This is a genomic window from Microbacterium sp. ARD31 (genome assembly GCF_031844425.1).
On record NZ_JAUZVE010000044.1, the window covers coordinates 18,605 to 31,508 of the forward strand.

Below are 12,904 nucleotides of genomic sequence, written 5' to 3' on the forward strand. Positions count from 1 at the left end.
GCGCCTCAGTCCCGCGCCGGCAGCGCCGCCCGGACGCCCCAGCCGACGATGGTGACGATGACGGCGCCGACCAGGGCGTTCCAGAAGCCGTCGACGTGGAAGCCGAGGTCGAAGGCGTCGGCCAGCCGGGCGGTGAGCAGCAGCATCAGCGCGTTGATCACCAGCAGCAGGAAGCCGAGCGTGAGGATGATGAACGGCAGCGAGAGCAGCTTGATCACCGGCTCGATGAAGGTCGAGACCAGGCCGAGGATCAGCGCCACGACCAGCAGCGGCACGATCTTCTCCTGCAGCTCGGCCTGCCCGTTCGCGGGTCCGTCGAACCAGATCCCGTCCAGCAGCCACGCCGCCACGGCCAGTCCCGCGGCGTACGTCAACAACCACGTCACGAAGCGCATGGGGTGACCCTAGCGGGGCCGGGGGACCGAGTCCGGCTGCGGTTTCACCAGCGGTGGGTGGCTACCCTCGCCGACGTGGTGACGATCGGCGGGACGGGCGTGATGGTGCTCGGCGCCCTCGTGGCCGGCCTGGCCGCGGTCGCCCTCGCGCTCGTCACCCGCCGCTGGCTCGGCACGGCGTCGGCGGTCTCCGTCGCGGGGCTGCTGTGGTCGCTCGTCGCCATCGCCCTGGTCACCCTGGTCCCGACCCGCGCCGACGTGGGCATCGTCCCGGCCGAGGGTCGCAGCGAGAGCTGCTCGTGGGACTACGGCGGTCCGTCGGGCGCGGCGTTCGAGGTGCTCGGCCTCGACCAGCGGACCCTCAACGTGCTGCTGTTCGTGCCGGCAGGGCTGTTCCTCGTGCTGGCCGTCGGGCGTCGGTGGTCGGGGCTCGTGCTGGCTCCGCTCGGCCTCCTGGCGCTGGCGGCGTACAGCCTGGGGATCGAGCTCGTGCAGCTCCAGCTCGCCCGGCTCGACCGCGCGTGCGACGTGACCGACATGGTCGACAACGTCCTCGGCGCCGCGATCGGCTTCGTGATCGGGCTGGTGCTGCTGCCGGTCGTGAGGCCGTGGCGAGGCCGCGAACCGGCTCACTAGGGTGCGCACATGACCACGAGTCCCCAGCCCCGGCCCAACGTGCTCGCCATCCCTGCGTACGTCGCCGGCAAGCCGCCCGTCGCCCGGCCCGGGCTGACGTCCTACAAGCTGTCCTCCAACGAGAACCCGTACCCGCCGCTGCCCGGCGTGCTGGAGGCCGCGACCGAGGCGGCGGCGCAGATGAACCGCTACCCCGACATGGGCAGCACCGCGCTCTACGCCGCGCTCGGCGAGGCGATGGGCGTCCCGGTGGAGGACCTTGCCGCGGCGACCGGCTCGGTCGGCCTGATCTACCAGCTGGTCAACGCCTTCTGCGAGCCCGGCGACGAGGTGGTCTACGCCTGGCGCTCCTTCGAGGCCTACCCGATCGCCGTCACCGCCGGCGGCGCGACGAGCGTCCAGGTGCCCGTCACCGCCGACGGCCGCCACGACCTCGACGCGATGGCCGACGCGGTCACCGAGCGCACCAAGGTGGTCATCGTCTGCACCCCCAACAACCCGACCGGCCCCGCGGTGACCCAGGCCGAGCTCGACGCGTTCATCGCGAAGGTGCCGACGAACGTCGTCGTGGTGGTCGACGAGGCCTACCTCGAGTTCGTCCGGATGGACGATGCGACCGACGGCATCGCGACCTACCAGCGCCACCAGAACGTCGTGCTCACCCGCACCTTCTCCAAGGCCTACGGCCTGGCCGGCTTCCGGGTCGGGTACGCCGTCGCTCCCGCGCCGCTCGCCGCCGCCCTCCGCGCGGTGTCGCTGCCGTTCGGCGTCAGCCACGTCGCCCAGGCCGCCGCGATCGCCTCGCTCGAGGCGCAGGACGAGCTCCTCGCGCGCGTCGAGGACCTCGTCACGCGCCGCGCCGACCTCGTCGCCCGGCTGCGCGAGGTGGGCTGGGAGCTGCCCGACGCGCAGGGCAACTTCGTCTGGTTCCCCCTCGGCGACCGCGCGCTCGACTTCGCGGCCGCCTGCGGCGAGGTCGGTATCTCGGTGCGACCGTTCGCCGGCGACGGCGTCCGGGTCAGCATCGGCGAGTCGGAGGCCTTCGACCGGGTGGTCGAGGTCGCGGCCCGCTTCGCGCCCTGAGCTCACCGGACCGCCCCCGCGTGGGGCGGTCAGTAAGGTTGAAGCGTGAACGACAAGGCGAGCTACACGAAGCAGGGCGAACCCTTCGAGCGCGACATGACCTACCTCCCCGACCGCATCCTGGCGGGGGAGCGGTCGGCCGACCCGCTCGACGACGAGTTCCCCAGCGGCTCCAAGGACAGCCCGCGCGACGTGCCGGTGTGGGAGGCGGTCCCGGGCCGCTACCGCCTCGTCGCCGCGCGCGCCTGCCCGTGGGCGCACCGCTCGATCATCGTGCGCCGCCTGCTCGGCCTCGAGGACGTCATCTCGTGGGGCGCGCCCGGCCCGACGCACGACCAGCGCAGCTGGACCTTCGACCTCGACCCCGGCGGCAAGGACCCGGTGCTCGGCATCGAGCGGCTCCAGGAGGCCTACTTCGCCCGCGAGCCCGACTACCCGCGCGGCATCACCGTGCCGGCGATCGTCGAGGTCGAGTCGGGCAAGGTCGTCACCAACGACTTCCCACAGATCACCCACGACCTCTTCTTCGAGTGGCGCGAGCACCAGCGCCCGGACGCACCGGACCTGTGGCCCGAGGAGCTCCGCGCGGAGATGGAGCCGGTGATGAAGCGGATCTTCACCGAGATCAACAACGGCGTCTACCGCTGCGGTTTCGCCGGTTCGCAGGAGGCCTACGAGGACGCCTACGACCGGCTCTGGACCGCGATGGACTGGGTCGAGGAGCGGCTCGCCGACCGCCGCTACCTCATGGGCGACGCGATCACCGAGGCCGACGTCCGGCTGTTCACCACGCTCGTGCGCTTCGACGCGGTCTACCACGGCCACTTCAAGTGCAACCGCAACAAGCTCACCGAGATGCCGCACCTCTGGGGCTACGCGCGCGACCTCTTCCAGACCCCCGGCTTCGCCGACGAGGTCGACTTCGACCAGATCAAGAAGCACTACTACGTCGTGCACGAGGACATCAACCCCACCGGGATCGTGCCCGTGGGCCCCGACGAGTCGGGCTGGCTCACGCCGCACGGGCGCGGCTGACGCCCGCGACCCTCAGCCGTCCGGTGGCGTCGGAGGCGCGGACGGCGTCGGCGGGACCGTCGGTGTCGGCGTGGGCGTCGGCGTGGGCGTCGGCGTCGGCGTCGGGCTGGGTGGCGCCGTCCAGGCCGGCCCCTGGCCGAAACGCGCGAGCCGCGGCCCGTCGGCGGTCCAGCGGAGCCGCGCCAGGTAGAGCACCCGGTGCCCGCGCCGGGCGACGTCGGAGCGCGAGGAGTACGTCGACTCGCACGGCCCGTTGACGCCGTCGCAGACCCAGCCGTGGACGAACAGCCGGTTCGGGGTCCCCGCCACGTAGTCGGCCCCGCCCGGCCCGCAGATCCCGGTGCTCTCGCGGTCGAGCAGCACCCGCTCGGACGCGGACTGCCAGCCGCGCCTGATCGAGGCGGACTCGCGCCACACGGTGCGGTAGCCGCAGCGCGCGAAGTCGCCGCGGCTGAGCAGCAGGTGGTGGCGGCCGCGCGCGTCGACGAGCTCGGGGTTCTCCACGATGCCGGGGTCGCGCAGGATCTCCCGGCTGGGTCCGGCCGCGCGCAGCCCGCTCCGGGTGAGGCGCACCATCCGGATCGACGACGGCGTGCCCTGGGTGCGGTAGAGGAGGAATCGCCGCCCGTCCGGGGCGACGTAGGACGACGGGTCGATCACGCCGCGCCGCGGCAGGCCGTCCTCGGTCGGTACGACGTCGCTCGCCGGGGCCGTCGAGGCGCCGGACGGGCAGGCCAGGGGCTGGGAGTGCAGCGGTGTGAACGGTGTCGCGAGGTCGGGCGAGGTGGCCACGCCGATGCAGCGGTCGTTGACGTCGGGCAGGCCGATGACCGGGATCGAGTAGTACGCGAGCCACGAGCCGTCGGCCGCCCGCGCCACCTCCGGTGCCCACACGTCGCCATTGCGCGCCCAGAGCGGGCGGGAGTCCAGCAGGGGCGCGCCCGGGACCCAGCCGGCGTACTCCTGGGTGCTCGTGCTGGTGCCGCCGCGCCAGCCGGTGCCGGCGGCGAACCAGCGGGTGCCGTCGTGGACCACGGAGGGATCGGCGAGCGGCCGCTCCCAGAACAGCGGTCGCGGCGGGAACGCGGTCACGTCGGCGCGCGACACCGTCGTGGACGTCGCGACGGCGAGCGCCAGGACGGCGACCGCGAGCAGCCCACGGACGAGGTCTCGCACGTGCGCACCCCCGCTCGGACGACTGGGCAGGGCGTCAGGCTACGTCCGGTCTGGTCCGGTCGGGACGCTGATCGGCACGCGTCGTCCAGAAACGGTCAAGCGACGCCGCACGCTTGCCCGATCTTCGGGCAGGGGTCTGGCCGTGTGCTTCCGACGTCACGATGCTGTGCGGAGAGCTTCGCGGAAATGCACGGGGGTGTGCAGGGGGCCGCGGATACGGGAGGGCCGACGACACGTCGGACAGGGGGGCGACATGAGCCTCGTCGGTCCTCCCGGGCTCTGACCCTCCGGGTGTCGGACACCGGGAGCACGTACTCCGGGCGCCTGCAGACAGCTCGCGCCCGAGCCTCCACCCCCCATGGAGGGAGCCGGCGTCGACGGATCACCCACGAGTCCGTCGGCGCCGGCTCGTCTGCGCCCGGGGACCGCTCGTGGGCTCCCGCCGGTGCGCCGTCGGATTGGTGCTGTCAGGCTGCGGCCGATACGTTGAGCCCATCATTGTGGTCGGGGTCACACACGCCGACGACCACCCTGCAAGCCGTCGGCGTCCGGCGATCCCGCGACTGCCGCTAGCTGTTGAAGGAGACTGCGTTGTCCGATCCTGCCTCCCCCGGGAGTGACACCTTCGGCCCCGACCTTGCGGAGGTCTTCGGACCCTCCCAGTCCGACGGTGGCCCCGACCTCGTCCAGCTGCTGACGCCCGAGGGCGAGCGCGTCCACCACCCCGAGTTCGACCACGACTTCACCGCCGAGGAGCTGCGCGGCCTCTACCGCGACATGGTGCTGACCCGGCGCATCGACGTCGAGGCCACCGCCCTCCAGCGCCACGGCGAGCTCGGCATCTGGGCCCAGCTGCTCGGCCAGGAGGCCGCCCAGATCGGCGCCGGCCGCGCGCTGCGCCCGCAGGACTACGTCTTCCCGACCTACCGCGAGCACGGCGTCGCCTACTGCAAGGGCGTCGACCCGCTGCGGCTCCTCGGCCTGTTCCGCGGGGTCGACCAGGGCGGCTGGGACCCCCACGAGAACAACTTCGGCCTCTACACGATCGTCATCGGCGCGCAGACGCTCCACGCCACCGGCTACGCCATGGGCATGCAGCGCGACGGCGTCGTCGGCACCGGCGACCCCGACCGCGACTCGGCCGTGATCGCCCACTTCGGTGACGGTGCCTCGTCGCAGGGCGACGTCAACGAGGCGTTCATCTTCGCCGCCTCTTACAACGCCCCCGTGGTGTTCTTCTGCCAGAACAACCAGTGGGCCATCTCGGAGCCGATCGAGCGCCAGACCCGCATCCCGCTCTACCAGCGCGCGCTGGGCTTCGGCTTCCCGGGCATCCGCGTCGACGGCAACGACGTGCTGGCGACGTACGCCGTCACGAAGGCCGCGCTGCAGCGTGCCCGCGAGGGCAACGGACCGTCGTTCGTCGAGGCCTACACCTACCGGATGGGTGCGCACACCACGACCGACGACCCGACCCGCTACCGGCTCAACGACGAGCTCGAGCACTGGAAGCTCAAGGACCCGATCGAGCGGCTCAAGGTGTACCTCCGCCGCAACGGCCTGGTCGACCAGCAGTTCTTCGACGACCTCGACGCCGAGGCCAAGGAGCTGGGCCACCACCTCCGCGAGGGCTGCAAGGCCCTGCCCGACCCCAAGCCGCTGGACCAGTTCGGCTACGTCTTCAGCGAGATGACCGACGAGATCGCCGCCCAGCGCGACGGCTTCGCCGCCTACCTCGCGTCCTTCGAGGGGAGCCACTCCTGATGAGCACGACCCAGAAGATCACCCTCGCCAAGGGCCTCAACATGGGCCTGCGCAAGGCCATGGAGGACGACGACAAGGTCCTGCTCATGGGCGAGGACGTCGGCAAGCTCGGCGGCGTCTTCCGCATCACCGACGGCCTGCAGAAGGACTTCGGCGAGGACCGCGTCATCGACAGTCCGCTCGCGGAGTCCGGCATCGTCGGCACCGCGGTCGGCATGGCGCTGCGCGGCTACCGCCCCGTCGTGGAGATCCAGTTCGACGGCTTCGTCTACCCCGCCTACGACCAGATCGTGTGCCAGGTCGCGAAGTACACCTACCGCTCCCAGGGGAAGGTGAAGATGCCGATCGTCATCCGCATCCCCTTCGGCGGCGGCATCGGCGCGGTCGAGCACCACTCCGAGAGCCCCGAGGCGCAGTTCGCGCACACCCCGGGCCTCAAGGTCGTGGCCTGCTCCAACCCCGTCGACGGCTACTGGATGATCCAGCAGGCCATCGCCCACGACGACCCGGTCATCTTCCTCGAGCCGAAGCGGCAGTACCACGCCGACAAGGCCGAGCTCGACGAGTCGGCGACCCCGGAGCCGCTGTTCACCTCGCGCGTGGTGCGGGCCGGCAGCGACGCGACCGTGCTGGCCTACGGCCCGACCGTCAAGACCGCGCTCAAGGCCGCCGAGGCCGCGGAGTCCGAGGGTCGCCACCTCGAGGTCATCGACCTGCGCACCCTCTCGCCGCTGGACATGAAGCCCGTCTACGACTCCGTACGCCGCACCGGCCGCTGCGTCGTCACCCACGAGGCCCACGTCAACCTCGGCATGGGTGCCGAGCTCGCCGCCCGGGTCACCGAGGAGTGCTTCTACTCCCTCGAGGCCCCGGTCCTCCGCGTCGGCGCCTTCGACACGCCGTACCCGCCGTCGCGCATCGAGGAGGAGTACCTCCCCGACCTCGACCGGGTCCTCGACGCCGTCGACCGCTCCTTCGCCTTCTAAGCCCTCTCGGTGGTCGAGGTGCGAGCGCAGCGAGCCTCGAGACCACTGGCTCCGAAAGGAACCTGAATGTCTGAATTCCTCCTCCCCGACGTCGGCGAGGGCCTCACCGAGGCCGAGATCGTGGCCTGGAAGGTCAAGGTCGGCGACACCGTCGAGATCAACGACGTGATCGTCGAGATCGAGACCGCCAAGTCGCTCGTCGAGCTGCCCTCGCCGTTCGAGGGCACCGTCCTCGGCCTGCTCGTCCCCGAGGGCGAGACCGTCCCAGTCGGCACCCCGATCATCTCGATCGGGGCCGAGGGCGAGGCGCCCGCTCCGACCGCGCCGACCTCGACGCCGACCGAGCAGACCGAGTCCGACCCCTACCTCGGCATGGCTCAGAAGGCCGGTCTGGAGGCCGGCGCCGCCGAGGCGCAGGTGGACCCCGCCGACATCGACCTGTCCAACCCTGCCGCTTCCGGCTCGATGGAGGGCGCGTCCCTCGTCGGCCGGATCAAGGCCGAGCGTGGCCCGATGCGCCGTGCCCGCCGTGGCTCGGCGTCGCCGAGCACGGTCGCCGGCGGCCAGACCCAGATGCAGGTGCAGGGGGCGTTCTCGCCCGGCGGTGCCCAGTCCGACGAGGTCATGCCGGCCGACGAGTCCCCGGTCCCCGCGACCGACCAGCGGGCGACGCAGGCTGCTCCCGCCGAGGCGCTGGTGCCGGCCGCGGCCCAGGAGCCGGGCGTCGTACGCACGCTGGCGAAGCCGCCGGTGCGCAAGCTCGCCAAGGACCTCGGCGTCGACCTGACCACGCTGACCGGCTCCGGGCCGTCGGGGTCGATCACCCGCGACGACGTCCAGGGCGCGGCCAACGGCTCCGCGCCGGCGGCTGCCACGGCTGCCACGGCCGCCCCGGCCGCTCCCGCGGCCGCTCGCGGCGAGCGCGAGACCCGCGAGCCGATCAAGGGCGTGCGCAAGATGATGGCGGCGGCGATGAGCCAGTCGGCCTTCACCAGCCCGCACGTGACCGAGTGGATCACCGTCGACGTCACCGCTGCCATGCAGCTCGTCGCGCGGCTCAAGAAGCGCCCCGAGCTCCGCGACGCACGGGTCAGCCCGCTGCTCGTCCTCGCGCGCGCCGTCATCCTCGCCATGAAGCGCACCCCGGAGATCAACTCCTACTGGGACGAGGCCGCCCAGGAGGTCGTCTACAAGCACTACGTCAACCTCGGCATCGCGGCCGCGACGCCGCGCGGGCTGGTGGTCCCGAACATCAAGGACGCCGACGCCCTCTCGATGACCGAGCTGGCGGCGGCGCTGGGCGAGCTGACGGCCACCGCGCGCGAGGGCAGGACGCAGCCCGCGGAGATGGCGGGCGGCACGTTCACGATCACCAACGTCGGTGTCTTCGGCGTCGACGCCGGTACGCCGATCATCAACCCCGGCGAGTCCGCGATCCTGTGCTTCGGCGCGATCAACAAGCGGCCCTGGGTCGACGAGGAGACGGGGGAGATCGTCGTACGCGACGTCACCACGCTCGCCCTCTCCTTCGACCACCGGCACATCGACGGCGAGAAGGGCTCGCGCTTCCTCGCCGACGTGGCCGGGATGCTCCAGGACCCGGGCACCGCGCTGCTCTTCTGACGACCGGGCACTTCCTCGCGCTGGACCGCGAGGAAGTGCCCGGTCGCTGCGTCGTAGCGCGAGGAAGTGCCCGGTCGCTGCGTCGTAGCGCGAGGAAGTGCCCGGTCGGCCCTTTGTCACCCTCAGGGGTGTCCTGAGAGGATGAGGCGTCGGACTCGGCCGGAGAGGAGCAGGTGGGCAATGGACGTCGAAGCCTCCGCCACCCCGGGTGAGTCCTCGACCTCCGCCCTGCTCGCGCGGGCCCAGCAGGTCGCCGACGAGCTGGTCAGCGAGGCCCGCCTCGAGGCGGAGCGACTCACCGCCGACCTCGCCGCGCTCCGCGAGGAGGCCCGCCTGCTGAAGGTCGAGGCGGAGCGCGACCGGGCCGAGGCCGGGCGCGCGCGCAAGCAGGCCGAGCAGGTGCTGGCCGGCGCCTCGGAGGAGGCCGCGACGATCGTCCTCGACGCCAACGAGCAGGCCTCCCTGCTGATGAGCTCCGCGTCGGGTGCGCGCGACGAGCAGGTCGAAGCGGCCCGGATCGAGGGCGACAAGCTCCGCGCCCAGGCCCACGACGACGCCGTGGCGCTGCGTGCGGAGGCGCAGGAGCTGCGCGACACCGCGGCGCTCGAGCGGACCGAGCTGCTGGCGGGTGCCCGGTCCGAGGCCGAGTCGGCCGTCGCCCTCGCCCAGGAGACCGCCGCCCGGCTGGTCGAGGAGGCCCGCAGCGCCGGCCAGCAGCACCTCGACTCCGCGACGGCCGAGGCCGAGTCGCTGCGCGCCACGGCGTCGGTCGACGCCGCCCGGATGCGCGACGAGGCGGGGCTGCACGTCGAGGAGCTGCGGCGTACGACCGGCGCCGAGGTCGACCGCATGCGCCGGACCGCGGAGGAGACGCTCGCCGCCGCCCGCGCCGAGAGCGAGGAGAAGCTGCGCCACGCGGCCGAGCAGACCGAGTGGGCCACCCGCACGGTGGAGTCGGTCCTCACCGGCGCCGCCACCGAGGCCGACTCGATCCGCAAGGCGGCCCACGCCGACGCCGGTGAGCACGCCCGGCTCGTGCGCCAGCGGGCCCAGGGTGTGATCGCCGCCGTCGAGGCCCGGATGGCCCTGGAGCTGGCTGAGGCCAAGCAGCGCGCCGACGAGGTCGCGCAGGACGCGTTCACCGCGGCGGACGAGCGGAGGGCGGAGGCCAGGGCCGTCCTGGAGCAGGCCGAGGCCGAGGCGGTGCGGATCATCGCCGACGCCACCGACGAGTCCGAGCGGGCCGTCGAGCGGCTCGAGCGCCGCCGCGCAGAGGCCGAGACCGGCGCCGCCAGCCTGCGGGCACTCGTCGCCGAGGAGGTCACTCGCGCGCGCGCCGACGCCGCCGAGGAGCGGCGCCGTGCCAAGGAGGAGGCGGTCGCCCACCTCGCCGAGGCACGTGCCGAGGCCGACCAGCTCCGCGAGAGCGCCCGCCTCGCCCTCGAGCGTGCCCGCGCCGAGGTCGCCCAGCTGCAGGCCCGGCGTGACGGCATCGTCGCCGAGCTCGGCCAGTGGTCCGGCGTCATCGAGGCGTTGTCCGTCCCCGAGACCGAGCAGCCGTCCGCGGCCCAGGCCGCTCCCGAGCCCCACCCCTTCGCCCCCGAGTTCCAGTCCGACCAGGAGACCCCCGATGCCTGAAGAGTTGTTCACCACCGTGCGCCGCGGCTACGACCCGGCGGAGGTCGAGCGAGCGTTCGGTGCCGCCCAGGGCGAGCTCGCCGACCTGCGCCGGCGCGTCGAGGCCGCCGAGCGCGCGGCCGAGGAGGCCCGCGCCGAGGCGTCGGCGTCCCGCGAGGCGCTGGTGTCCCGCGAGGCGCAGCAGCCCGAGCCGCCGACGTACGCCCACCTCGGTGAGCGGGTCGGCCAGATCCTCTCCCTCGCCGAGGCCGAGGCCGCCGAGATCCGCGACCGGGTGGTCGGCGAGATCGAGGCGATGCGCAAGGACGCCGACATGGAGGTCTCGGCGCTGCGCCAGGAGGCCGACCGGTACGCCGAGGAGACCCGCCGCGACGCCGAGGCCGAGAGCGCCCGGCTCCTCGCCGACGCGCGCACCGCCGCCGACTCCGAGCGCGACGCCGCCGAGCGCGACGCCTCCGCCCGGCGCGCCGAGGCCGAGGCGCTCCACGAGGACCAGCGGGCCAAGGCCGCGCAGGCGGCCGCCGACTTCGAGACCACGCTGGCCGAGCGCCGGCAGAAGGCCACCTCGGAGTTCCAGGCCCAGCAGGCCGCGACCCAAGCCGAGCTCGACGCGATGACCGCCCGCAACCGCGATGCCGAGGCCGCGATGGAGCGCAGCCGCGCCGAGGCCGAGGCCCGGATCGCCCGGATGCTCGCCGACGCCGAGGAGCGCTCGACCGCGATGGTGACCGAGGCCCGTGCCACCGCCGACCGGGTGCGCGCGGAGTCCGAGCGCGAGCTCGCCGCCGCCGCCCAGCGACGCGACAGCATCAACGCGCAGCTGTCCAACGTGCGCCAGATGCTGGCCACGCTCACCGGAACGGTGCCCGGGATGGTGCCGCCCGACCCGGCTCCCCAGCAGTCCGCCGCCCCGACTCAGGACGCGGACGAAGGCTCCGATGAAGGCTCCGCGGAGGGTTCCGAGGACCACTCCGACGTGCCCGAGGCCGTCACCGAGGCAGAGGTCGTCGAGGCGCAGGACGAGGCAGCCGCCGACCTGGCCGAGCGCGCCGACGGGTCCGGGGACACCGAGCAGCGCTAGCAGCCGGGCTCAGACGTAGCGCCGCGCCCGCTTCTCCGGTGAGCCCGGGCCGGCGGACAGCAGCGCGCTGAGCTCGTGCTCGAGCACCGCGCCGACCCGGCGGCAGAAGGCCTCGGCCTCGTCGGCCGCGTCGGGCTTCTCGGCCACGATGCGGTCGACGATGCCGCGGCGGTAGAGGTCGATCGCCCGCACCTGCTGGGCGCGCGCCATGTCGGCTGCGTGGTCGAGGTCGCGGTGCACGATCGCCGAGGCGCCCTCGGGCGGCAGCGGCGACAGCCACGCGTGCTGGGCGGCGACGACCCGGTCGGCGGGCAGCAGCGCGAGCGCGCCGCCGCCGTTGCCCTCGCCGAGCATCAGGCACAGCGTCGGCGCGTCGAGCGTCACCAGGTCCGCCAGGGACCGGGCGATCTCACCGGCCAGTCCTCCGTTCTCCGCGGCGGCCGACAGCGCCGCGCCCTGCGTGTCGATGACGGTGACCAGCGGCAGCCCGAGCTCCGAGGCCAGCCGCATCCCGCGCCGGGCCTCGCGCAGCGCCTCCGGCCCGAGCGGGTGGTCGGTCGTCTGCCCGCGCCGGTCCTGCCCGAGGAAGACGCACGGCGCCTCGCCGAACCGTGCGAGCGCGATGAGCAGCCCGGGGTCGGCCTCGCCCTGCCCGGTCCCGTTGAGCGGTACGACGTCGCTGGCGGCGTAGCGCAGCAGCCGGCGGACACCGGGCCGGTCGGGGCGGCGCGACCGCGTGACGCAGTCCCAGGTGTCGACGTCGGGGACGTCCTCCTGACCCGGGTCGGCCACCGGCGCGACGCCCTCGCGCGCGGCCATCAGGATGGTCAGCGCGCGGTCGAGGATGTCGGCGATCTCCTCGGGCGGGAGCACCGCGTCGATGATGCCGTGGGCGTAGAGGTTCTCCGAGGTCTGCACGTCGCTGGGGAAGGGCCGGCCGTAGAGCGCCTCGTAGACGCGGGGGCCGAGGAAGCCGACCAGTGCGCCCGGCTCGGCGACGGTGACGTGGCCGAGCGAGCCCCACGACGCCATCACGCCGCCGGTGGTGGGGTGGCGCAGGTAGACGAGGTAGGGCAGCCCCGCCGTGCGGTGGGCGGCGACCGCCGCGGAGATCCGGACCATCTGGACGAAGGCAGGCGTGCCCTCCTGCATCCGGGTGCCGCCGCTCACCGGCGCCGCGACGAGCGGCAGCCCCTCGCGGGTGGCGCGCTCGATGCCGGCGACGATCCGGTCGGCGGCGGCGCGGCCGATCGAGCCCGCCAGGTAGCCGAACTCACCGACCAGCACCCCGATCCGGCGCCCGTGCATCCGGGCCTCGCCGGTGAGCACGGACTCGTCGACGCCCGACTTCTCGGCCGCCGCCGCCAGCTCGGCGGCGTACTCCTCGGAGATGCCGTCACGCGGCGGCGGGGTGTCCCACGAGGACCACGAACCCGGGTCCAGGACGAGGTCGATGAGGTGGCGCGCGCTCAGTCGTTCGCTCATTG

Annotated in this window: 11 protein-coding genes; 8 read left to right on the top strand and 3 right to left on the bottom strand. The window is 73.4% G+C overall.

What is annotated here, in order from left to right:
- Positions 1 to 5 precede the first annotated feature (5 nt).
- Entirely contained in the window at positions 6 to 395 is a 390-nt protein-coding gene (locus tag Q9S36_RS41915; RefSeq protein WP_311290690.1) for a phage holin family protein, read from the bottom strand.
- A gap of 57 nt (positions 396 to 452) precedes the next feature.
- Here Q9S36_RS41915 and Q9S36_RS41920 point away from each other — a divergent pair, with 57 nt between their 5' ends.
- The 3 genes from Q9S36_RS41920 (at position 453) to Q9S36_RS41930 (ending at position 3,149) form a co-directional block, all read left to right on the top strand.
- Positions 453 to 1,031 (top strand): VanZ family protein, encoded by a 579-nt coding sequence (locus tag Q9S36_RS41920; RefSeq protein ID WP_311290691.1) that lies wholly within the window; start codon positions 453 to 455, stop codon positions 1,029 to 1,031.
- 9 nt (positions 1,032 to 1,040) lie between these two features.
- Complete coding sequence (hisC, locus tag Q9S36_RS41925; protein ID WP_311290692.1) at positions 1,041 to 2,114, top strand: histidinol-phosphate transaminase; 1,074 nt, start codon at positions 1,041 to 1,043, stop codon at positions 2,112 to 2,114.
- Between the two features lie 96 nt (positions 2,115 to 2,210).
- Positions 2,211 to 3,149: a glutathione S-transferase C-terminal domain-containing protein gene (locus Q9S36_RS41930; RefSeq protein WP_311290724.1), complete on the top strand. Its 939-nt coding sequence runs from the start codon at positions 2,211 to 2,213 to the stop codon at positions 3,147 to 3,149.
- A gap of 12 nt (positions 3,150 to 3,161) precedes the next feature.
- Here the strand turns inward: Q9S36_RS41930 and Q9S36_RS41935 are convergent, their stop codons facing one another.
- Positions 3,162 to 4,325, bottom strand: coding sequence for a family 43 glycosylhydrolase (locus tag Q9S36_RS41935; RefSeq protein ID WP_311290693.1), 1,164 nt, complete (start codon positions 4,323 to 4,325; stop codon positions 3,162 to 3,164).
- Between the two features lie 690 nt (positions 4,326 to 5,015).
- Here Q9S36_RS41935 and pdhA point away from each other — a divergent pair.
- The 5 genes from pdhA (at position 5,016) to Q9S36_RS41960 (ending at position 11,417) form a co-directional block, all read left to right on the top strand.
- Complete coding sequence (gene pdhA, locus Q9S36_RS41940) at positions 5,016 to 6,089, top strand: pyruvate dehydrogenase (acetyl-transferring) E1 component subunit alpha (protein WP_311290725.1); 1,074 nt, start codon at positions 5,016 to 5,018, stop codon at positions 6,087 to 6,089.
- Entirely contained in the window at positions 6,089 to 7,075 is a 987-nt protein-coding gene (locus Q9S36_RS41945) for an alpha-ketoacid dehydrogenase subunit beta (RefSeq protein WP_311290694.1), read from the top strand. Before pdhA ends, Q9S36_RS41945 begins: the two co-directional genes overlap by 1 nt.
- Positions 7,076 to 7,141: 66 nt before the next feature.
- Positions 7,142 to 8,698, top strand: coding sequence for a dihydrolipoamide acetyltransferase family protein (locus Q9S36_RS41950; RefSeq protein WP_311290696.1), 1,557 nt, complete (start codon positions 7,142 to 7,144; stop codon positions 8,696 to 8,698).
- A gap of 180 nt (positions 8,699 to 8,878) precedes the next feature.
- Positions 8,879 to 10,336 carry a hypothetical protein gene (locus Q9S36_RS41955; RefSeq protein WP_311290697.1) on the top strand — a complete coding sequence of 486 codons (1,458 nt, stop codon included), beginning with the start codon at positions 8,879 to 8,881 and terminating at the stop codon, positions 10,334 to 10,336.
- Complete coding sequence (locus Q9S36_RS41960) at positions 10,329 to 11,417, top strand: hypothetical protein (protein ID WP_311290698.1); 1,089 nt, start codon at positions 10,329 to 10,331, stop codon at positions 11,415 to 11,417. The genes Q9S36_RS41955 and Q9S36_RS41960 overlap by 8 nt, the downstream gene beginning before the upstream one ends.
- A 9-nt stretch (positions 11,418 to 11,426) precedes the next feature.
- Here the strand turns inward: Q9S36_RS41960 and Q9S36_RS41965 are convergent, their stop codons facing one another.
- The gene (locus Q9S36_RS41965) at positions 11,427 to 12,902 is read right to left on the bottom strand and encodes a carboxyl transferase domain-containing protein (RefSeq protein WP_311290699.1); all 1,476 of its coding nucleotides are present in this window, start codon (positions 12,900 to 12,902) and stop codon (positions 11,427 to 11,429) included.
- Positions 12,903 to 12,904 lie beyond the last annotated feature (2 nt).